This window comes from Agaribacillus sp. DX54 (assembly GCF_056858335.1).
Map to the genome: position 1 here is coordinate 36,103 of NZ_JBXEQE010000039.1, position 21,762 is coordinate 57,864.

The window sequence follows — 21,762 nt, forward strand, 5'->3', positions numbered from 1 at the left end:
AAAAAGTTTTGTGAATCACGCTTTGGTTACAGTACAAAAAGATCATCGCTGAATGATTAAGAAGAAAGTACCCGACAATGAATTTCAAATACTTTCCCGGGTCCGGGAAGGAAGTGAGAAGGCCTTTGAAGCATTGTTTGATATTTACAAGGACAAAATATATGCTTTTAGCTATAAGATACTAAAAACCAAAGATTTGGCAGACGATATGGTCATAGAGGTGTTTACGAAAATATGGAAGGGCAGATTGTCTATCCAACCCGGTCTTTCGTTTCAAGCTTATTTGTTCAGGATAACTAAAAATCATATCTTGGATTTTTTAGATAAGGCTGCTATTGATTCCCGCATTCAACAACAGTTGATGTTGTCGGTTGATTACTACCGTTCCTCCACTGAAGAAGAAATTATTTACAAGGAGTATCTCACACTGGCAGAACAGGTGATCAATCAAATGCCGGAACGCAGAAGGCAGGTTTTCAGGCTTAAAAACGAGCAAGGGATGTCTTATGAACAGATTGCCTCTCATCTTGGCGTATCCAAAAATACGGTAAAGAGTCATCTGGCTGCGGCTACCACCCACCTGCGCAACGTATTCAGTAGGTATCCCGACAAAACGGCCATACTGCTACTGACATTTCTATATGATTTGAAGTTGTAAAAAAAAAATTTTGGTCACTCACCCTTTGGCCTGTTGAGAATCGTATTATGTCTGAACTCAAGATATTCTATGAAAGACTCAGAAAGAATAAAGACGCTTTTCGAGCTTTTTTTGCGGGATGAATGCTCCCCCAAGGAAGTAAAAGAACTGTTTTCTTATATGAATAAAAAGCGGGGTTTTCATGAGATAGATCCTCTTTTAGATGAAGTTTGGAGTAAGTTGAAAACATACCCTACACTTGAAAATCAACACAGGCAATACCTGTTCGGGAGAATAAAAAACAGGATTGCGGATGAAAAACCGCGACGGAGGAACCTCCGGCCACTGAAGATCGCAGCAGCGGCAGGAGTATTTATGATGGCAGCCATGATGATTTTCTTTTTTAAAGATGAAGATCAGGCCGGGAAGATAGAATCCATTACCAAAACCACCTACCTTGGTCAAAGGGTATCCTATATACTACCCGATAGTTCTAAAGTTAGCTTAAATGCCGCTAGCTCCATTACCTTCCCACCGCAATTTAATGGTGACAGAAGGGTAGTTCAGTTGAAGGGAGAGGCATTTTTTGAGATAGCAAAGAACAAGAGACAACCTTTTATTGTGGAATCTGCCGGAATACGTACCAAGGTTCTGGGCACTTCATTTAATATACGCGCCTACCAGGGAGAGGATATTGAGGTAACGGTAGCTACCGGAAAAGTTCATATTGAATCGTTGGATAAATTATCTTCCCAAAATAACGAAGAAATATTGCTCACAGCAAATGAACAGGCCGTTTATGACCCTGTAAACGGTAGGCTCTCACAATTGACGGTAGATAGTAGAAAATACATGGCCTGGCACTCAAAGGAACTTATTCTGGAAAACAAGTCCGTGAAAGATGTCATTGTGATGTTAGAAAAACGATTTGATCAAAAGATTATACTCGAAAACAGTGAATTGGGCAATTGTGTGATCAGGAAGGCCCGGTATGAGAAAGAAAGCCTTGAGACCATTCTGAAAGGCCTTCAATCGTTCCTTGATCTCAAATATGAATTTAATGGATATAATCAATGGATAATTACCGGAAAAGGTTGCCAATATAAGGAAGGAGCGCCTATGATATGATTTAAGATAAAATGTCATTATGGCATTTTTTACTCACTAAAATGAAAAGCCCCGGGCTATTTAAAAATAACCCAAGGCCCAATTCCCGAACCGTGAATTCGGGAAGTAATCAATTTAATTAATTACCTAAATGTAAAAGTATGAAACGAAACTTACTTAAGCTAATCATGGATGTATCAAAACGTTCGCTTTATCTATTGATCGTACAAATTGTATCGATGCAATTTGTACTGGCGAATGAAATACTAGGACAGTCTTTAGTAAAAGTGGAGGTGTCAATTTCCAAAAAGAATGCATCACTTGAGGAAATTTTCAGCCTTATTGAAAATCAGACAGATTTTGTTTTTGTTGCGAAAGGGTCGGTTGTGAACAGCGACGCCCGGATTGATCTGAACCTTAAAAAGTCTAACCTGAAATATGTTCTTGAAGCGCTTTCGAGGGAATTTCGCTATAATTTTAAACGGGTTAATAAGAACATCTATGTACGGAAGCGGGGAAAGGCTAAGCGTATTTTAGAGGAGCCCGTAGAATATCCATTGTTAGACCGTATAATTTCAGGCAAAGTTACAGATGAAAGCGGAAATGAGCTCCCTGGCGTAAATGTACTGGTAAAAGACACAGACATTGGAACCATCACAGATCTGGAGGGGAATTATTCTTTGAATGTACCTGATGATGCCACTATGTTGGTTTTCTCCTATGTTGGTTATATAACAGAAGAAATCGATATAGCTGGCAGAACAACCGTGGATTTTGCACTCACTCCGGATGTCGAGACACTTTCTGAAATCGTTGTTGTGGGCTATGGCATCCAAAAGAAAGAAAACCTTACGGGATCTATTTCCACCGTTAAATTGGAAGATGCCCAGAACCGGCCCATCACCAACGCTTCCCAGGCATTGGCAGGTTTGGCCGCAGGTGTGAATGTCTCACAAAATGCGGGTAGGCCGGGTGCAGATGGAGCCACCATACGTATAAGGGGCGTAGGGACCTTGGGCAATAGCGACCCTTTGGTACTGATTGACGGTATCGTAGGTCAGCTAGGGGATGTCAACGTCAATGACATTGAAACTATGACAGTATTAAAGGATGCAGCATCCGCTGCCATCTATGGTTCGAGGGCGGCCAATGGCGTGATCCTCGTCACCACCAAAACCGGTAAGACCGGAGATTTCAAAGTAAATTACGATGGTTATACCGGCTTTCAGCAAGCGACCCGTCTGCCGGATTACGTGACAAACTCGGTTCAATTTATGGAATTGATGAACCAGGCCAGATTGAACAAGGACCCCAATGCAGCGCCCGAATTTACCGCCGCGGAGATCGAAGAGTTCCGTAACGGTACGGATCCTTTTATCTATCCCAACACCGATTGGGTGGACCTATTGTACAGGAAGGCCCGGATTACTACCCAGAACTTAAGCGTTAGAGGGGGGGGTGAAAAGACCCAGTATTCCTTTTCGCTTGGCTACATTGATCAGGAGGGTATTTTTTTGGGTACCGAGGGCAAGCAATATACGGCACGTTTGAACCTGGATACCAAGGTATCCGATAAGTTCAATTATTCACTTAAGATTCAGGGAAGGCACAATGACACCGATCAGCCGGTGACCGATGCCAGAACAGGCATAAGCGATGCTGCCGTGCAGCAAGACCCGATTCCCCAGGCCAGCACTGTTATTGGCTGGTCCGAGCGTGCCTCCCCAATGCATACCCCGTTCATAGAGGATGGCCGATACGGTTTCCCATGGATCGGTTTTCCTAATGCCGGCCACCCGTTGGCCGGGGCCCTGGAAGGGACAAACAATTTGGCACTGGATAACTTATTGGTGAACCTGACCGGTGAATATGAATTGGTACAGGGGCTAAAATTAAGAAGTACGATAGGGGTGCAGACCACACAGACCCTTCAAAAGGTGTTTCGCCCTTCCATTGACCTGATCAACCCCAGGACATTGGCGGCGACCCCGCTTGGCGTAGGAGGCAACCCCTTGTCCGCATGGAACCGTTTTAGGACGCAGCGGGACATTACCCTTATTACTACCTTGACCTATAACAAAACATTTGCCGACAAGCATAACTTCACGGCATTGGCCGGTTTCCAGCAAGAGGATAACAGATTTCAGAGCATTACGGCATCCAAGGACAATCTTCCCAGTAACGAGTTACAGGAAATTAGTGCGGGATCGACTGATCCCATGGCAGAGGGAAGAACCATTGATTTTGGGCTACAGTCCTTTTTTGGCCGGATCAATTATGACTACCTCGGCAAATACCTTTTTGAGGCCAATGTACGCTACGATGGTTCCTCTAATTTCGGGGAAGGCAACAAGTGGGGGCTTTTCCCATCGTTTTCCGCAGGATGGAACTTAGCCAGGGAATCCTTCATGGAGGAAATAGATTTTTTTGATGAGCTGAAGTTGAGGGCATCTTGGGGACAATTGGGCAACCAAAACATTGCGCCCAATCAGTTCGTTACAATTTATAGTTTGGGCCAGGACTATTCCTATGGTGGCGCCTTGGTGGGCGGGGCGGCCCAGACCGCACTGGCCAATGCGGATGTCACCTGGGAAACCTCCACCCAAATCGATTTTGGCCTGGATATGAGCGCTTTCGCCGGCAGACTGAGCTTAACGGTAGATTATTATATAAAGGATACCGAAGATATTCTTAGGGATATAAATATTTCTAGTGTGGTCGGCGGACTTTCCCCTCCCACCGTAAATTTGGCCTCCGTACGTAACAAGGGCTGGGAGTTTTTGGTGGACTACCGGAACTCGATCGGGGATTTTTCTTATAGCATCGGCGCAAACCTTACGACTGTTGACAATGAAGTTACCAGGCTTCCTACGCCTCAAATAGGAGATTTTAGCCGACTTGAGGAAGGTCGTCCGATAAACGAGTTCTATGCCATTAAAATGTTGGGCATTTTCCAAAATCAGGCCGAAATCGATGCTCATGGCGCCCAACCGGATGCCGTACCGGGAGACATCAAATTCGAGGATTTGGACAACAACGGGATCATCGATGATGGCGACCGCCAATCTGTCGGTAGTTCAATACCCGATATGTTATATGGCTTTAACATTTCTATGGAGTATAAGAATTTTGATTTTTCCATGATCTGGCAAGGTGTAGAAGGGATCAATGCCCGTACCGAGTTCGAGCAGCTTCCCTTTTTCAATGATGCAAGTTTGCCCCAATTTTGGCTGGACAATGCATGGACACCGGAAAATCCGAACAATCAATATCCAAGATTATTGGTATCTTCCGATAATAATACGGGTTCGCAATCCTTTATCAATTCTTCATTCCTGGTCGAGGACGCTTCTTTTTTGCGCCTGAAGAACATTCAATTGGGCTATTCGTTGCCTGACAGAGTTTTGGAACAAATAGGGTTGGAGAGATTCAGGATTTATGTGAACGCTACGAACCCATTGACCTTTACGGATTACAGGGGGATAGATCCAGAAAAAGACCCATTCTCCGCCAGGAGCACATATTCTAATGTCCAGATCTACTCTTTTGGACTAAATGTTTCTTTTTAACCTTATTTAAAGATCAATCTATGAAAACCAGAATATTTGTATTTGCGGGCTTAGTGGTTTTGTCAATCTACTCCTGCACAGAAGACGTACTAGAGGCAAATTCTACTACCCAGATTTCCTCCGCCACTTTTTGGAAGACCCAGAGCGACGTGGACCTGGCTTTGAACGGGGTCTATGATAAACTGGGTGATCTGGAGCAGAATTATGTATATTTTGATATGATTACGGACAATGGGTACAATAATTACCCGTGGGAAGGCTTTAAGGCGATTGCCGATGGTACGCACGACAACCGAAATCCGGCCGCTATAAATTGGATATGGGACGAATGTCTCAGAGGTATCGGCCGGGCCAATGTAGTGCTGGACAATTACGAAACCGTTGAAGGCCTAAGCGAGGAGTACAAAAAATCGGTTCGCGGGGAATCCTTGTTCCTGAGGGCCTACTTTTATTTCAGGTTGGCCGATCTTTACGGCGGAGTGCCGCTCATTCTTGAAAGTCCGAAACTGGAGCATGGTGAATTACCAAGAGATAGCAAAGAAGCTGTTGTCAATCAAGTTATCACGGACCTGGAAGAGGCCGCTTCCCTATTGCCCACATCACAGGCCAATACAGGCAAGGCTACCCAAGGGGCGGCTTTGGCTTTAAAAGCCAGGGTACACTTGTATAATGAACAATGGCCCGAGGCTGCGGCATCTGCCGAGGAGGTAATGGGAATGAGCTATTCGTTGTTCCCCAATTATCGGGATCTGTTCCGGGAAGCCAACGAGAACAATGAAGAGGTCATTTTCGATGTGCAGTTTATCTCCCCGGAAGATGGCAATTTTTTTGAACTTTTTATCGGCGGGGTGAATTACGGTGGCTGGTCATCCATTGTAGCCTTGCCTAATTTAGCAGATGATTACCGCATGTCGGATGGCTTACCTGCGGATGAATCCCCTCTCTTCGATCCTGACAATCCGTATGAAAATAGAGATCCCCGACTTAAACAAACCCTATTTGTACCGGGCAGCACAACGAATGGTGTAGAAAATGGAACTGTGGGGGATTTCACGGGGTTCAACTTTAAGAAATATACCGAATATGACGAGGAAGGGGAGGTAACACCGACACCGTGGCCAACCCGAACCGGTTTGAACGCCATAATTTTACGTCTTGCCGAAATGATGCTCACCTATGCGGAGGCCAAAAACGAATTGTCGGGACCGGACGCTTCTGTATATGAGGCAGTAAATACCATTCGGGCAAGGTCAAGTGTAAATATGCCCCCGTTGCCTGCAGGGTTGACAAAGGAACAAATGCGGGAGGCCATACGCCACGAAAGGAGAATTGAACTGGTACTCGAAGGCACACGGTATTCCGATATACGAAGATGGCGTATTGCGAAAGACGTAATGAACGGCTTGGTAGATCCGGGCGGAACACGGACTTTTAATCCAAACAGGGACTATCTATGGCCGATTCCGGGCAAGGAATTTGACATCGAGGGAACACAGTTGGAACAGAATCCGGGATATTAATTTTGGATATGGTTGTTTGAGTTAGTTTAGTTTTATGTAACCTATAAGTTTTTTCTTGTAGGTTACTTATTTGTTAATTTGCCGAAATATGGTCAATTCCGGAAACATACGATTTCGTTTGAGAATAACGGTTTATTTCTTTTTGATTCCACTTTTGTCTTGTACCGATCGAAAACCCATCCCTCCCACTGAAAATATCAATGACAAGAGAGATAACAGTCTGTTTGAGATACTTTCCCCAACTGAAAGCGGCATACATTTCAGAAATGTTTTAAAGGAAGGCCCTACAATGAACGGGCTGGTCTATGAGTATTTCTATAATGGCGCTGGGGTAGCTGTTGGGGATTTTAATGGTGATGACCTTGATGACATCTATTTTATTTCAAACCTGGGCTCCAACAGACTCTATTTGAACCAGGGAAGTTTAAAGTTTTCCGATGTTACCGAAACGGCCCAGATCCAAGGGACGTATGGCTTTCCGACAGGGGTTACGACCGTTGACATCAATGCCGATGGCAAACTGGACATTTATATCTGTAAATCGGGAAAATTCAATGAACCTGACAAAAGAAGGAATGAGTTGTATGTCAATCAAGGAAACAATCCTCAAGGAGTGCCTATTTTTAAGGAAATGGCTGGTGATTACAGTTTGGACCTCCCACATTTTTCTACACAGGCGGCTTTTTTTGATTATGACCGTGACGGGGACCTTGATATGTTCCTGCTCAACCACGGCCTAAAAAACTATCCCGATAAGGCCATTGGGGCCTATAAAGGTAAAAAATCGAAATTCAGGGGAGAACGACTCTTCAAAAATCAGAATGGCAAATTTATAGACGTTACCGAAAAAACCGGGATTATCAACAATATGTTGGGCTTTGGTCTGGGTCTTGCCATAGGCGATATCAATAATGATGGTTGGCCTGATATTGCTGTGGGCCATGATTATTCTGGAAAAGATCACATTTATATCAACCAACAGAACGGCACTTTCAAGGAAGTGGTGGAACAAGTAACCGGGCATATCTCAAATTTTTCAATGGGTAATGATATAGCCGATTACAATAATGATGGCCTATTAGATTTGATAACATTGGATATGATGTCAGAAAACAACTATGACATTAAGACCAGTATGAGCGGAATGAATCCCGATCGGTTTTACAGGCATGTTGATATGGGTCTCCATTATCAGTATATGTATAATACGCTTCAGTTGAACAATGGTGTTGACCCTAATAAAAATTTACCCTTGTTTTCGGATGTGGCCCAATTGGCGGGCATATCAAGTACCGATTGGAGCTGGGGGCCCTTATTCTTGGATATGGATAATGACGGTTTAAAAGATTTGTTCGTGGGCAATGGTATCAAAAGGGATTTTAGGAACAATGATTTCGCCATTTATAGACAAAAAAAGCAGTACGAGGTAGAAGAAGCGATAAAGCAAGGAAAAAAAATCGACCAACAGGCTTTTGTACTCGATCTCCTTTCCAAAATGCCAACTCGCAAAAAGCCCAACTATTTTTATGCCAACAATGGCGATTTGACCTTCACGAATCAAAGCGAGGTTTGGGCCGATGCGGTTGAGACCAGCTCCAACGGAGCTGCCTATGCCGACCTTGATAACGATGGAGACCTGGAGATCATCGTCAATAACTCGGATGACGTTTCGATGATCTATAAGAATAATACTGTCGAATTAGGGTTAGGCAATTATTTACGATTTGACTTTTCAGGCCCTGAAAAAAATATATTTGGTATTGGCGCCAGGATAAAAATCAGGTATGGTGATAACCAACAAATACAGGAACACTACCTTACCAGGGGGTTTCAATCTTCAATGGGTACAGGGCTTCATTTTGGACTTGGAAAAATCAATAAGGTCGACACGATCATAGTCACCTGGCCCGATGGTAAGCAGCAGCAATTAACCAATACTGCGGCCAATCAAGCCATAACTTTAAGTTATGATAAGGCGGCCATAGTCAACCCTGAGAGGAAAGAAGAGCGAAAGCCGCTTTTTGCCACAATAACTGCCACTGAAACCGGCGTAGGTTGGCGTCACGAAGAAAACTTTTTTAATGATTTTGAAAGAGAAAGTCTTTTGCCTCATAAGATGTCTGCTTTCGGGCCGGCTTTGGCCATAGGCGATTTTGATGGTGATGGATTGGAGGACTTCTTTTTGGGTGGTGCAAAAAATCAAAAACCTGTTTTGTACAAACAAAAAGCCAATAGTTCTTTTGAGGTTGCGGTTCAGGAAGGTTTTGAAGACGGTAAAAAATATGAAGATGTCGATGCTGTGTTTTTTGATGCGGATGCAGATGGTGATCTCGACCTGTACGTAGTTAGTGGCGGAAACGAAGAAATACATGGTTCGCCCTATTATCAGGATAGGATTTATGAAAATATTAATGGCAAATTCGTATACCACCCGGACATCTTACCATCTTTCAAAGTAAGTGGCTCTTGTGTTCGCACTTTTGATTTTGATGACGACGGTGACCTTGACCTGTTTGTTGGAGGAAGACAGCACCCGGGAAGGTATCCTACACCAGTCAGTAGCTATCTCCTGCGAAATGACAGTGAGAAGAATAAAATCCGGTTTACAGATATTACGGCCCAAGCCCTGCCACAGCTCCATGAAATGGGCATGGTTACAGATGCCATTTGTGTTGATCTCAATCAGGACAATAAACAGGATTTGGTACTGGTAGGTGAATGGATGCAGCCTCGTATTTTTTATAATGCTGATGGCGGTTTCCGGGAAATGACGGAGGAAGCTGGATTTTCGAATACTTCAGGATGGTGGAATGTCATAAGCGCCGCAGATTTCGATTCCGATGGGGACCTGGATTTAGTAGCAGGCAATCTGGGCTTAAATTATAAATACAAAGCATCCTATGAAAAACCATTTAAGGTTTACGGAACAGATTTCGATCAAACCGGAACATTTGATATTGTCCTCGGATATTATGAAGGGATTGATCTTTATCCATTGAGAGGCCGGCAATGTTCATCGGAGCAGATGCCTTTTATCAAAAAGAAGTTTCCCACCTACGATGCATTTGCAAAAGCGACACTCGAAGATGTGTATGGGGAGGAGCAACTCGGCAATGCGATACAATACAGCGCTCATACCTTCGCTTCCACTTATTTTGAGAACCAAGGGAACGGCTCTTTTCAATCACACATATTACCGAACCTGGCTCAAATCACCTCAGTCAATGATATGGTTGCAGAAGACTTTGATCAGGATGGTAATTTAGATCTTGTGCTGGCAGGTAATCTTTATGGCGCTGAGGTAGAGACACCCAGAAATGACGCCGGGATAGGCCTGTTTCTACAAGGCGACGGGCATGGAAATTTTCATCCCAAGCCAATGTATGAAACAGGTTTGTGCATTGAAGGAGAAGCCAGACATATGGCAAAACTCGAACTTGCAGATGGGAGAACCCTGGTAATAATAGCTGTAAACAATGGAAAGCCTATTTTTGTGCATCCTGCAAAAATGACACGAGATGAGATTAATTAAAGAAAACATAATAATACTTGTATTTTTTCAGCTTTTAATAACAAGTTGTGAGTTAGAAGGGTAAAAGACTATTTACCCTTCTAACTCCTTCTCAAAGCGGATTGTTTATCACAGGAGAAGTACGCCAGGTAAGAAAAATAACCTTGAAGAATGAGCTGGTATTTGCCAGGAATAATGACGAATTGAAGATTATGAAATGGGGATAATCTGATGAAAGGGTTGCTATTGTAATTAACACATCCTGAAGCTGCTGTTAATCCGCATGGTCGGCCAGATAGCTACGCACCCGGCTCACAATGGCTTTGTTCGTGCCCAGATTAATACCAAATACACAAAACTGTTTATTAGGTTCTCTAATAATGCTGAAAACACTACTTAGGCCATCCCGGAAAATTTATAAGTTTCTGTTTTTCAGCGTCTTAACTTGTTGCTAACAAAAGAAAAAACCCCGAAATAGGCTGAAATAAGCTTTTTTCGGGGTTTTTATCTTGTTATATTGTAGTGTCTAATCACAAATCGCCTTTATCAAACCATAGAAGAGAAAGAAGAAATACTATTGGAGCCGGTTACATTTGATATTACATGGCATTTACCCCTGTTACTCATTTTATTATCGGAAACAAGAAAATTGAATATCTACAACCAAAAGGTGGACATTGTTCTAAATAGGCTCTCTGCTGCTACTTTAAGTACTTTTCCTATTAGGCATAGCAATAGATTGTTCCTAAGGGTTAGTATGAAAGCCGTCCTGAAACAAGTACATTTGAAGGGATGGCATGAGCACATCAGTTTATTGAAATATAACATCAGTACAGATCAAATACTTCAAGAATTTTCTAACAAGGATATTACGGTCGGTACAGGTTTGGCGGGTGTTGGATTAATTGTTAAATTATTTAATCACCAGGCCAACGCAAGCGGGATAACGCAATTTTTATCAAAAATCACTGACAAAATTTTACAGTCTATTTATTGGGAGTTTTTAGAGCGTAAAGAAGAACTCCATGCCAAGGATTTGGGTATACTTAGTGGTTTGGCAGGAGTAGGTTGCTTTTTGCTAGATGTATGGCAATCTAAACCTGGCTGAAATCAATATTTAATTCAACCAGATTTATCAATAATAATTCTCACCTAATTTTAAAATAAGATGAGTACCGAAGACACAAACCTTTTATAAACAGGTTGTGCAGCTTTTCAAAGAGAAAAAACAACAGCAAGCTATTGAACTACTTGATGTCTGGTAGAATGCCAAAAGAGATAAGCGCGTTTTGCTGATCAGACAGGCTGAGGAAAGAAATTATAGAGACTGTTTTGAAAGTGTACAAAAATCTCATAAAAAACTTTTTATAGCCGCTGAAATTTTAGAAACTCCTGCCGTTTTTGTAAATGGCTATAGTTTACCCAAAGAATATCAGGTAAAGGACATTTCCTATTTTATTGATGTATTAAAAAAATAATTTTTTTCAGCTATGAATATTATAAAATATTTAGACAGGATAACCAGGATGGACGATCTTATTCGTAGAAGAGCTACGGGGACGCCAGAGGAGTTTGCTCAAAAGATGGGTTTATCACGAAGCGCCTTAATGGAATATATTAAATCTTTAAAAGCGTTAAATGCCCCTATTAGGTATGATAATTTAAGACGTTCGTATTGCTATTTATTTCCATGCAAACTGAAAGTGGGCTTTGAAGGTAAATTACCGGTGGAAGAAGAACTTACGCAAATAAATAAAAAAGAATTAAAGAAATTTTGCGAAGTTATCTCCCTCCGGAAATAGTGAATTGGCGTTATTTATATTCGTTTTGTTTCTCTTTCAATATACACTAAGGGAGTATCTGGGGAAACCAAAAATCGATTGATTTTAATGGAAAATTAAATTTTACAAAAATGAAAAAGAAAAAAAACTTAGTAAGCTGAGTTTGCACCCGGAAAAAAACATTGAATTATGAGCAGCTAATAACTTACAACGGGGGATATGGTGGAGGGTCAAACAATTATCAATGCTTCTGTATATCCCCATCTGGTCATGTTTTCATTATTGAAGCAGATGATGATACTCAAGCTAATTAAAATGATTTATGTAGGAATCGAAAGTTTACAACTGATAATGTCCGTATAAAGCTAATTAGGCTTTACCCGACATCCAGTGAGTGATAGGATACTAATACAAAACATTCAATTGATTATGCAAAAAAACAGATTTGAAAGACGTAACTTTTCTAGCCATCAGTTAATGGTAAGAAAATGGTTTGCCGATGGAGGCGACAGCAAGTTTCGATTTAACTACGATTTGGATGATGAATCCATCGTTTTAGATTTAGGAGGTTATCGCGGACAATGGGCAAGCGACCTCTATTCGAGATATAGATGCAACATTTTTATTTTCGAACCCGTGGGTTATTTTGTTGAACAGATAAGAGCAAGATTCAAGAAAAATAATCAAATTGAAATCTTTCCATACGGGATTGGTGGAAAAACTCGTTCTGAGAAAATACATATTTCGGGTGATGGGAGTTCAATATTTGGAACTTCCAAAACAGTTGAAGATATCAAAATTGTCGATGTTAAAGAATGGATCAATAAAAAAAAAATTGGCAAAATTGATTTGGCAAAGATTAACATTGAGGGGGGGAATATGAATTACTTGAAAGGTTAATAGAAACTAATATGATCGGAGTAATAAAAAATATACAAGTACAGTTTCACAATATTTCACATAGTTCTTGTTACCAAATGGAACAAATACAAAAAGAGTTAAGAAAAACTCATGTACCAACATATCAATACAAATTTGTCTGGGAAAACTGGAGAATTAAGATTTAGCTTGTTAGCATTTTAAAAAATATTTTCAAGTTATGTTAACAGTAAGCATTCAGCCAGGTTCATTGTAATCATCTTGTAAACCCCATCTATTAAAATCAAGAACTTGATGGCTATGTTTTTTCGAAAACAAATATGGCAAAAATGGGGTAGAGGCGCAGCAAAGAAGATATGTATCCGATCATAGAGCAATAGCAATACAGTGTGACCAAGCAGACCTTTTGCAATCATTTTTGATAAAATCAGAAACCCCAAAAAAATAAAACCATGCTTAAAGGAACCTTTTATTGATTCATCATTAACAATATCTTCTTAAGGAGAAATAAGGTTTAATTGAAAAAAGGATTTAATAGAGGTTCATGCCATCAAAAATAAATTAACCTATTTCAACCATTAATAAATATGAACAAAGATGACAACGTATCAGCCGTCGTAAAAAAGGCTTTGAAGTACTATGAAATTCCTGTCACGAACGACACCATTGTTGAAAGTTTACACTCGCACCCTCATTACCCTTCTTTGAAAAGTGTTTGTGATATTTTCAGTGAATTGCAAATTGACAATTATGCTATGAAGATGAATAAAGATGAACTCCGGGAAATGGGCGCCCCGTTTATTGCACATTTAAATGATCCTGAGGACAAGATCGCGTTTGTGCCCAAGCTTAATAGCAACGCTCGGCTAGAGTACTTTGATATGTTAGGCAAAGGCAAAACGATTGCCGAAGGCGAATTTTTTGGTAAGTATTCAGGCGTTTGTATATTGTTGGACCCGCACGAAAATGCGGGAGAGGAAGATTATGCAAAAAAGAGACAAATTGAATTTTTGCACCGTGGATTGCCTTATATTGCGGGACTCGCTATTGTATTTTTTACAGCTTATTCTATTTTGTCCTATGAAGGAAGCCTACAGATTACACTTATTCAAATAAGCTTATTAATTACAAAAATTATCGGACTTGGCATTGCCACTTTATTGCTATTGAAAGATCTAAACATCAGCAGTGGCCTTGCCGACAAACCATGCGGATTGAATAAAAAAACAGATTGCAACTCATTGCTAAATACTGATGCCGCAAGGGCATTCGGATGGTTACACTGGAGTGATTTGGGGTTTGTTTATTTCATAACAGGATTACTAATGATGATAACCTTTCCCACTGCAAACGATTATGGCCTGATGGCATTATTGTCTTTTGGTGCACTTGGTTACGTGGTATATTCCATTTACTATCAATCAGCAGTGGTAAAAACATGGTGTCCACTTTGTTTGGGAATACAGGCTGTTTTTATTGTTGAAGCTATATTTTTCTACATTACTGCCTGGCCTCTTCAATTGTCCTGGTTGGCACTATTAAAATATAGTGCTGTCGCCTTAATCATCGGTTTTGGAATGACAGTATATAAAGCTTATTTTAATAACAAAAAAACTTCATGGCAGGAAAAAAAAGCTTACTTGAAGTTTAAGAAGAATCCCGTTATGTTTACGAAACTCCTCCTTGAAAAGGAACAAGTAAAACTTAATATCCCAAGAGAAGTTTTTGTAGTAGGAAAATCACAAGCACCGGTAGAAGTGACGGCCTTTCTCAGTCTCAATTGCAATCCTTGTCAAAAGGCATTCAATCAATTAAAGACTTTGTTTGGAAAAGAAGATGTGAAAACCAACTTGATATTTTCCATGCGTGATAAAGATAAAGGTTTTGTGAACAGGATTGCACAACTATTCGAAAATGAGAAGCAAATGCAAGCTACAAAACTGCTTGACACTTGGTATAATACTAAAGGTAATAGACGCACATCGCTTATCAATCAGGCAGAAATCAGCGCCCCTAATAACCTTTTTGAAACCTTGCAAAACCAGCACATGAAACTTTTTAAGACAGCTGAAATCTTTAGAACACCTACTATTTTATTAAATGGTTATGGCTTCCCGGATGAATACGAGATTAAAGACATTTCATATTTCATTGATAGCGTAAAAAACGTATAATCATTATTGAGATGAACATTATAAAATACTTGGACCGAATAAAGAGAATGGATGATCTTATCCAAAGAAAAACTACAGGAACACCAGAAGAGTTTGCGAAAAAAATGGGATTATCGCGAATTGCTTTGCTAAAATACATTAAACTCTTAAAAGAATTGAATGCTCCTGTGAAATTCAATCATCATCGTAGGAGTTACTGTTACCTATTTCCCTGTAAATTGAAAATTGGTTATGAAAGTAAGAAGCTAGATGAAAGAGAATTAATCGAAATTAATATAAAAAGTTTAAAAAAAACCTGTGAGATTGTCTCAGGCCGAGAATAGTGCACCGAAGAAAGCTATATTCACCCTGATGTCTCTAAATACATACTAAAAAGGGATATCCGGGGAAGCCGAAAACCGACAAGAGTAGGTACCAATAAAATTCAAATGAAATGAAAAACCTAAAAAAGCTTGGAAAGCTAAAATTAATGCCGGAAAAATTGCTCAACCAGGATGAACTATTGAGTTTTAGAGGGGGATCTGGCCCCGGAGGTGGTTGTAATCCCGGCCAAAATAAATATTGCTGCAAATCTACGTTAAAGCCTTGGGATTCTCGTAATTGGACCTGTTATGCACCTAGTGAGCTAACATGTAAAAGTAACAACCCACTAGGTAGTTCCGCTACAACCACCTGTAATCAACTATCCTCATGCGATGATGAGTGTACAACTTATGGGTAATTAATATTTCAGTTCCCCTAACAAAATAGGGGAACTGATTGTGATCGATCTTATAATTATGAATTATGCGTTTTCCATTGATTATTTGTTTTATTCCAGTCGCTTTTGAAATTACCGGGCAAACTGTTCCATCTTACTTAGTTTCCAATGACGTTCCTTATGCCAGTAAGCGCTCAGCCTTCACTTTTTCTCCGATTAATTCGGATTATGTATTGACTTTTGATGATGAGTGGAAATATATACAGGCACACCACTATGTGCCAGCCGATACGACAAAATGGTTAAGTGTAGAGGAATTAAACGGATCATTTTCACCAGCTTTTAAGATGGTTTTAAAAAACAAGTTGCCTGTTAATAACCTTACCCCAGGAGAAAAAGTAATTCTGCATATACCCCCAAGCGCTTTTCAATATGCGATTAAGATAAATGGTCATGAATTACGAAAAAATTTTCCCTGCCAATTATCTAATAATATTGAATTGACTTCCGGGATACAAGAGGGATCAAATTTTATTACCTTCGAATGCGGATGGAATGCTGATCTGAAAAAATTCCTTAAAGCTATTTATGTGATCGTTGTAAGGGATATGCATATTGCTAACTTCCTTGCCAAAGGTTATATTAACCCCAAAAAAAGATACCATAGTATAGGTATTTATAGTACAACATTCAATTTTGCTGCACGACCAGTCCAGGGTTATTCAAAAATACCTTCGATGTATAACGAAAATGGCCGGGATTCGAAAAATTATCTCAGTTATCAAACCAATACATTAAGCTTTGATTCTGTAAGATATCCGTTTCCTCGGAGTAAACATAAATTCCCTAAACTTTCCTTACCGCAGGAAAGTATAGATTTTTTTGGTGTAATCATTCCAAAAAGTCTGAAATGGAATCCGGAGTATCCGAATGTATATCATATATCGGAAGAATTATTTGATGATGAAAAAAACCTTGTTGCGGTATATAGCACCAAAATGGGCATTAAGCGCATCGATATCACACAAGGAAAACTATTTGTAAACCGCAAGAAAGCAAAGATAAAGGCCATAAATTATGTTCCGGAAACGCGTTGGAATGATAAAAAAATTGAAAGAGACCTTAGCTATTTTAAAAAAAGTAACATTAATGCTATCTATATTTCAATGGCCGATATTAACAGCGTGATAGTTAATCTTTGCAATAAATATGGGATTTATGTTATCCTGGATATCTCCCTGTCAAATTTTCAAGATGATGATTACCTGGCAACTACTAAAGACGTATTTACCCATGTGGTTTTAACCTATGGGACCCAACCGTCATTAATTGCTTTGGCATTAAAAAGCACGGAAACTACTGATCCTAAAAAATTACATGATGCATCTAAAATACTCGATAGTATTTTACGTGCGTACTCAATGGATCTTCCCTTGGTCATTAAAGCATCAAAGCCTGAGTTATTAAAAATATTTGAAAAAAAAGACCGCTTAGTCCTCGGCCTTGATGATCACGGTGATATCGATGTAATAAAAACAGCACAACAATACAACCTCCCTATCATAATTTTTAATCAGTCGCTAGGTGACTTAGGAGCAAATCCTCATGGTAATCGGTATTTTAGTACATTGAGGCATGGATACCCCTCCAATATTCAAGGTCTTGTCTTCAGGAGTGATATTTTAACAGATAGTTTACAAATGCAAGCGTTGAAGTATGAGTTTCGTGAGATTGAATTGCAATGGATCCAAAATACTTCCTTTCAAGTTGCTATCAGGAACAGCTTTGAGTACACAAATTTTTCGGAATTTAATTTGGTCGTGGCATTAATGCTTGGCGATAGAGAGGTTGCATCAGTTGAGACCGGCGATATAGATGTTTCTCCGGGAACACTAAAATTGTATCAGCCAAAACTGAATGATGAACTTTTGCCAGGTAAGGTTTATGAGTTAATAATGACTGCGAGGCTGAAAGAAGATAAACATTGGGCAAAAAAAGGGCACATTTTATCGAGGGAAAGCGTATTGATGAAGAGCGATCAGCAAGGAAATTTACGTAAAATACCCAATGAGCAGTAATCCGGATCAATTTCATGTTTGAAGGATTGTTGTTTAAAGTTTTGTAGCACAAAAAAGTGGATATTTGGGCAGAAAGATGGGATCAGTTTTTGACCGGATTAAACAAGCTGGACAAACATAAAACAAGTGGGCAATTTTAGTGAATTCGTAGAAAGAGGTGACATATTTAAATTTTGTTTTATAAGAAATCCATATACAAGAATATGATCAGCCTATTTGGACAGGATAAAAAGTAATAAACCAAAAAAAAGACAAATAATGATTCAAAATGCAAACAGGTACTTATCCGGTGAGGGTTTGTCATTTTCAGAATTTGTAGATACCATAGTGGAGCTGCCGATAATGTATATATACTGGAGAGTGTAATACTATCAAACATTTCAAGAAAGTATAAAATGTGATTTCATTGGAAAATTTGAAACATTCAAGAAAGATTTATTCTAAAAAAAATCTTTAAATTGTTTCAGTATAAAAATAATATACTGGCATGCTCTACATTAGCCCTGATGTCTCCACAGTGCGCACTAAAAAGAAGCATCCGGGTAAGCTGAAAACCGAAAAGAGTAGGTACCAATAAAATTCAAATGAAATGAAAAACCTAAAAAAGCTTGGAAAGCTAAAATTAATGCCGGAAAAATTGCTCAATCATGAGGAATTAGTGAGTTTTAGTGGAGGATCTGGTCAGTCTCATATGGATTATTGCGCCACCCAATTTGCCATTATTTCTTGTAATCCAGGCACATCAGCATTTTACTTCAATTCAAATGGATGTAACAATGGAACTAACGGACCCACTTATTGGGGTCACGCGGTTTCATTAGGCATACCTATGAATCAAACTGATTGTAACATAGGTTGGTACGGCTGATAACAAAAACTTTTTTACAGAAGGTACCCCATCAATTAAGTTTGTAACGTTTTATAATATGCGGTTGCAGCATTTTAGCTGTACCCGCATTTAAAAAATCAGAGATGAGATTAACTGTGTTGTTAGTTCTGATCAATGTTAAGGCCTTACTAGCCCAACAAAGCAATTTTATAGATATCAAGGGGTTTGTTCTGGAAATGGGAAGCAAAAAGCCTATTTCAGGGGCAGTATGTTATTTAAAAAACAATGAACACATAGGGAATTTAACAGATTCAAAAGGTTATTTTACATTTAAAATCCCAAAAGAATTAACATATGACTCACTGGTGATTTCTTTTTTAGGATATAAAAGATTGAATACACCCTTTCAATTACTGAAATTAAAAGAGGATACACTTTTTTTTCAGCTTGAAAGAAATGCGATTGTCCTTAATGACGTGGTAATAGAGGTTAAAAGTTTTGATCTTAAAAGGCTGGTTTTGAAAGCTGTTGAAAATATTCCAAAAAACTATCCGGACAAACCTCATCTTCTGAATGGACTTTATCGAAAAGTCTCCACCCAGGATAATCACTATACTCATCTCGAGGAGGCAGCGATAAGTGTGCAGGATTATAACTATAAAAAACCACCCACGTCAGCCAAAATACAAGTTCATGCATTCAGGGAAAGTAAAGATTGGGGGAACATGGATAGTGTTACACTTAAAGTGGTTTCCAAAATACAACAAAAAGCCTCCGGGCAGTGGGGAATTACGACAAATCCGTTAAACAAACTTTATGAAAGTAATTATATAAGGTTTTTCACTAGGGTCGGAACCCATTTTAACCTTCAAACACTCAATAAATATATTGACGAGCATTATTTGTTTGAATTGATGGATATATTGACCATAAATGGAGATACAATATACCAAATTGCCTTTAGTGAGGGTGGTTATCCACAACCTCCTTCAGGAAGAACATATATGAAAATTAATGCTGAAGACTTTGCTATTGTTGAGTTTCAGATAACTTCTTCAAGGAATGGATCTTTGATACACCAGGTATTGATGAAATACCAAAAGATTGAGAGGCATTATTATCCAAAATTCTTTAGAGTAACTACACCGCGTTTGATCAACCGAGATATGGAAGATGGTGAATATGACATTTCTACTTACTGGTTTGACAAAGTTAAGATTAAGGATTTTGAAAAAATCAAACCAAAACATGCCATTGATCGACTTAATAAGCAGGGACATAAAAAGTCAAATTATGACCCTGAATTTTGGCTGGATTTAAAAATGCTAAACAAATACCCCCTGGAAAAGGGTATACTTAAAAGTTTGGAATTACATCAGCCTTTGGAAGAACAATTTAAATTGCATGAATGATTTAATAAACAGCATAATTTATTGGCGCATTAGGAAATGTATATTGACCATCATCACTGTTTTTGTTACCTTACTATTGCTCAATGGGTGCAGGAGTGATAATCAAACAGCAGATGAGAAACCCAATAAAAAGACTATTGTCATATTGTTTGATTCGACTAGCATCGAAACTTTTTCCAGGCAATATGCCAGCATCAAATACTTAGATGATAACTTGATACCTCGTAATTATGCGCTTAGCCTATCATCTGATACAAAGGTGACCATTCAAACCCGGCGTGATTATTTGGATATTGCTTACAAGGATAAAAGCCGGGTTACAAAACGTTTTTTAATTAAAAACGGAGATAGCCTGCTACTTAGCCTGAAGCAAAAAAAACCAGTTTTTACCTTGTTAAATCATCGTACATTGCCTACCTACGATATCAACTATCACCACCTAAAAAATGATTCGCTTTACAAGGGCAAATTACCAGGAATTGAAGATTATTATTATCTGCATAGGGAAATTAACAGCCCATTTTCTCTCTTGGCCGGCGATAAGGAGATGATCAAAGAATTGGAAAAGTTGAAGGAAAAAGCTTGCCTAAACCTCAAGCAGGAAAACGTATTTATTGATTCTCTTATGGTTAAAGGTTTAATTTCCAAAGCACAAGGTGATTATTTCCAATTGGAAAATTCGTTTAACCTTGAAGTCCTTGATCTATATGAACATGATGCTATCAATTTTTCTGATATTATCGCTACAAATAGGCTGCTGTCCAGCAAAACGTATCAGGTAGGTGATGGTGAGATCAATCTATTGCATTATACTTTCTACGATGATTTGCTTGATCTTTATTACAAGGATTTTTTATTACCCAAGATTGGAAAAAAGGTAAATACGGTACTTTTCGACACCATTAAGGCTATTGGCTATGTAGAAGAAAATGTCAAAAAATCCCTGTTATTGAAGCATTCAGACAATTTGCTGTCAACATTGTCTGTTGAGGATAAAGAAAACTATCTCAATCTCTTTAACAACGAGTTAGGCAATCAAACATGGACAGATTATTTGGTTAATAGACATAGGGCGATAGATATCTTTTCAGATGAATTGCAATTGACAGACAAAAATAGCAGTTCTTTTACGTCAGAACTGCTTCTCTTGGATAACAAAGGAAAATTGATGTATGTTGATCTTTGGGCCGCCTGGTGTCTGCCATGTATCAAAGAAATACCTAATTCCATAGCCCTTTCAACTGAGTACCAGCATGAGGAGGTGGCCTTTGTCTATTTATCCCTTGATCGAAATATTAATCATTGGATAAATGCAGAAAAAGAATATTTAAATGAAGAAAGGCAACAAAGTTACTTTGTAGATAGTTTGAATCAGGTATCGATCAGAGAGGTATTTGGGATAAAATCTGTCCCTCGTTATTTATTATATGACAAGCAAGGACAGTTGATTCACAATAATGCCCCCCGGCCAGGTTCAATTGAAATAAGAAAATTAATTGATCAATACCTTTGGGAATAAGATAATTATTTTCATTTACCATCTCTCAAAAAAGGATTCATAGCTT

15 protein-coding genes are annotated in these 21,762 nt (G+C 39.2%); all 15 read left to right on the plus strand.

Annotated features, from left to right (window positions below; translation table 11 throughout):
* The first annotated feature begins 52 nt into the window (after nt 1-52).
* The 15 genes from AC04NP_RS26835 to AC04NP_RS26905 all read left to right on the plus strand — a co-directional run bounded on the left by AC04NP_RS26835 (nt 53) and on the right by AC04NP_RS26905 (nt 21,716).
* A complete protein-coding gene (locus AC04NP_RS26835; protein ID WP_482863162.1) occupies nt 53-658 on the plus strand; it encodes an RNA polymerase sigma factor in 606 nt (201 codons plus the stop codon).
* Nucleotides 659-727: 69 nt separating this feature from the next.
* Nucleotides 728-1,765 carry a FecR family protein gene (locus AC04NP_RS26840; RefSeq protein ID WP_482863163.1) on the plus strand — a complete coding sequence of 346 codons (1,038 nt, stop codon included), beginning with the start codon at nt 728-730 and terminating at the stop codon, nt 1,763-1,765.
* 140 nt (nt 1,766-1,905) lie between these two features.
* Complete coding sequence (locus AC04NP_RS26845; RefSeq protein WP_482863164.1) at nt 1,906-5,313, plus strand: SusC/RagA family TonB-linked outer membrane protein; 3,408 nt, start codon at nt 1,906-1,908, stop codon at nt 5,311-5,313.
* A 20-nt stretch (nt 5,314-5,333) separates the two neighbouring features.
* Complete coding sequence (locus AC04NP_RS26850; RefSeq protein ID WP_482863165.1) at nt 5,334-6,833, plus strand: RagB/SusD family nutrient uptake outer membrane protein; 1,500 nt, start codon at nt 5,334-5,336, stop codon at nt 6,831-6,833.
* 88 nt (nt 6,834-6,921) lie between these two features.
* Nucleotides 6,922-10,365 carry a VCBS repeat-containing protein gene (locus tag AC04NP_RS26855; protein ID WP_482863166.1) on the plus strand — a complete coding sequence of 1,148 codons (3,444 nt, stop codon included), beginning with the start codon at nt 6,922-6,924 and terminating at the stop codon, nt 10,363-10,365.
* 736 nt (nt 10,366-11,101) lie between these two features.
* Nucleotides 11,102-11,452, plus strand: coding sequence for a lanthionine synthetase LanC family protein (locus tag AC04NP_RS26860; RefSeq protein ID WP_482863167.1), 351 nt, complete (start codon nt 11,102-11,104; stop codon nt 11,450-11,452).
* 181 nt (nt 11,453-11,633) lie between these two features.
* Nucleotides 11,634-11,822, plus strand: a complete 189-nt coding sequence (locus tag AC04NP_RS26865) for a hypothetical protein (protein ID WP_482863168.1) — start codon at nt 11,634-11,636, stop codon at nt 11,820-11,822.
* 12 nt (nt 11,823-11,834) lie between these two features.
* On the plus strand, nt 11,835-12,146 hold the full coding sequence (locus AC04NP_RS26870) for a hypothetical protein (RefSeq protein ID WP_482863169.1): 312 nt from the start codon (nt 11,835-11,837) through the stop codon (nt 12,144-12,146).
* Between the two features lie 408 nt (nt 12,147-12,554).
* Complete coding sequence (locus tag AC04NP_RS26875) at nt 12,555-13,025, plus strand: FkbM family methyltransferase (RefSeq protein ID WP_482863170.1); 471 nt, start codon at nt 12,555-12,557, stop codon at nt 13,023-13,025.
* Nucleotides 13,026-13,591: 566 nt separating this feature from the next.
* Nucleotides 13,592-15,178 carry a vitamin K epoxide reductase family protein gene (locus tag AC04NP_RS26880; RefSeq protein WP_482863171.1) on the plus strand — a complete coding sequence of 529 codons (1,587 nt, stop codon included), beginning with the start codon at nt 13,592-13,594 and terminating at the stop codon, nt 15,176-15,178.
* Between the two features lie 47 nt (nt 15,179-15,225).
* Entirely contained in the window at nt 15,226-15,501 is a 276-nt protein-coding gene (locus tag AC04NP_RS26885) for a hypothetical protein (protein ID WP_482863172.1), read from the plus strand.
* A gap of 475 nt (nt 15,502-15,976) precedes the next feature.
* Entirely contained in the window at nt 15,977-17,956 is a 1,980-nt protein-coding gene (locus AC04NP_RS26890; RefSeq protein WP_482863173.1) for a beta-galactosidase domain 4-containing protein, read from the plus strand.
* A gap of 589 nt (nt 17,957-18,545) precedes the next feature.
* The gene (locus AC04NP_RS26895) at nt 18,546-18,824 is read left to right on the plus strand and encodes a hypothetical protein (RefSeq protein ID WP_482863174.1); all 279 of its coding nucleotides are present in this window, start codon (nt 18,546-18,548) and stop codon (nt 18,822-18,824) included.
* Between the two features lie 104 nt (nt 18,825-18,928).
* Nucleotides 18,929-20,197 carry a carboxypeptidase-like regulatory domain-containing protein gene (locus tag AC04NP_RS26900; RefSeq protein WP_482863175.1) on the plus strand — a complete coding sequence of 423 codons (1,269 nt, stop codon included), beginning with the start codon at nt 18,929-18,931 and terminating at the stop codon, nt 20,195-20,197.
* Nucleotides 20,190-21,716 carry a TlpA family protein disulfide reductase gene (locus tag AC04NP_RS26905; RefSeq protein ID WP_482863176.1) on the plus strand — a complete coding sequence of 509 codons (1,527 nt, stop codon included), beginning with the start codon at nt 20,190-20,192 and terminating at the stop codon, nt 21,714-21,716. The genes AC04NP_RS26900 and AC04NP_RS26905 overlap by 8 nt, the downstream gene beginning before the upstream one ends.
* Nucleotides 21,717-21,762: the final 46 nt, after the last annotated feature.

Excerpts from the sequence above, each read along its gene's own strand:
- AC04NP_RS26855 (WP_482863166.1), top strand. The coding sequence starts at position 6,922 with ATGGTCAATTCCGGAAACATACGATTTCGTTTGAGAATAACGGTTTAT.
- AC04NP_RS26895 (WP_482863174.1), top strand. The coding sequence starts at position 18,546 with ATGAAAAACCTAAAAAAGCTTGGAAAGCTAAAATTAATGCCGGAAAAA.
- AC04NP_RS26885 (WP_482863172.1), top strand. The coding sequence starts at position 15,226 with ATGGATGATCTTATCCAAAGAAAAACTACAGGAACACCAGAAGAGTTT.
- AC04NP_RS26840 (WP_482863163.1), top strand. The coding sequence starts at position 728 with ATGAAAGACTCAGAAAGAATAAAGACGCTTTTCGAGCTTTTTTTGCGG.
- AC04NP_RS26845 (WP_482863164.1), top strand. The coding sequence starts at position 1,906 with ATGAAACGAAACTTACTTAAGCTAATCATGGATGTATCAAAACGTTCG.
- AC04NP_RS26880 (WP_482863171.1), top strand. The coding sequence starts at position 13,592 with ATGAACAAAGATGACAACGTATCAGCCGTCGTAAAAAAGGCTTTGAAG.
- AC04NP_RS26870 (WP_482863169.1), top strand. The coding sequence starts at position 11,835 with ATGAATATTATAAAATATTTAGACAGGATAACCAGGATGGACGATCTT.
- AC04NP_RS26860 (WP_482863167.1), top strand. The coding sequence starts at position 11,102 with ATGAAAGCCGTCCTGAAACAAGTACATTTGAAGGGATGGCATGAGCAC.
- AC04NP_RS26850 (WP_482863165.1), top strand. The coding sequence starts at position 5,334 with ATGAAAACCAGAATATTTGTATTTGCGGGCTTAGTGGTTTTGTCAATC.
- AC04NP_RS26875 (WP_482863170.1), top strand. The coding sequence starts at position 12,555 with ATGCAAAAAAACAGATTTGAAAGACGTAACTTTTCTAGCCATCAGTTA.
- AC04NP_RS26900 (WP_482863175.1), top strand. The coding sequence starts at position 18,929 with ATGAGATTAACTGTGTTGTTAGTTCTGATCAATGTTAAGGCCTTACTA.
- AC04NP_RS26905 (WP_482863176.1), top strand. The coding sequence starts at position 20,190 with ATGAATGATTTAATAAACAGCATAATTTATTGGCGCATTAGGAAATGT.
- AC04NP_RS26835 (WP_482863162.1), top strand. The coding sequence starts at position 53 with ATGATTAAGAAGAAAGTACCCGACAATGAATTTCAAATACTTTCCCGG.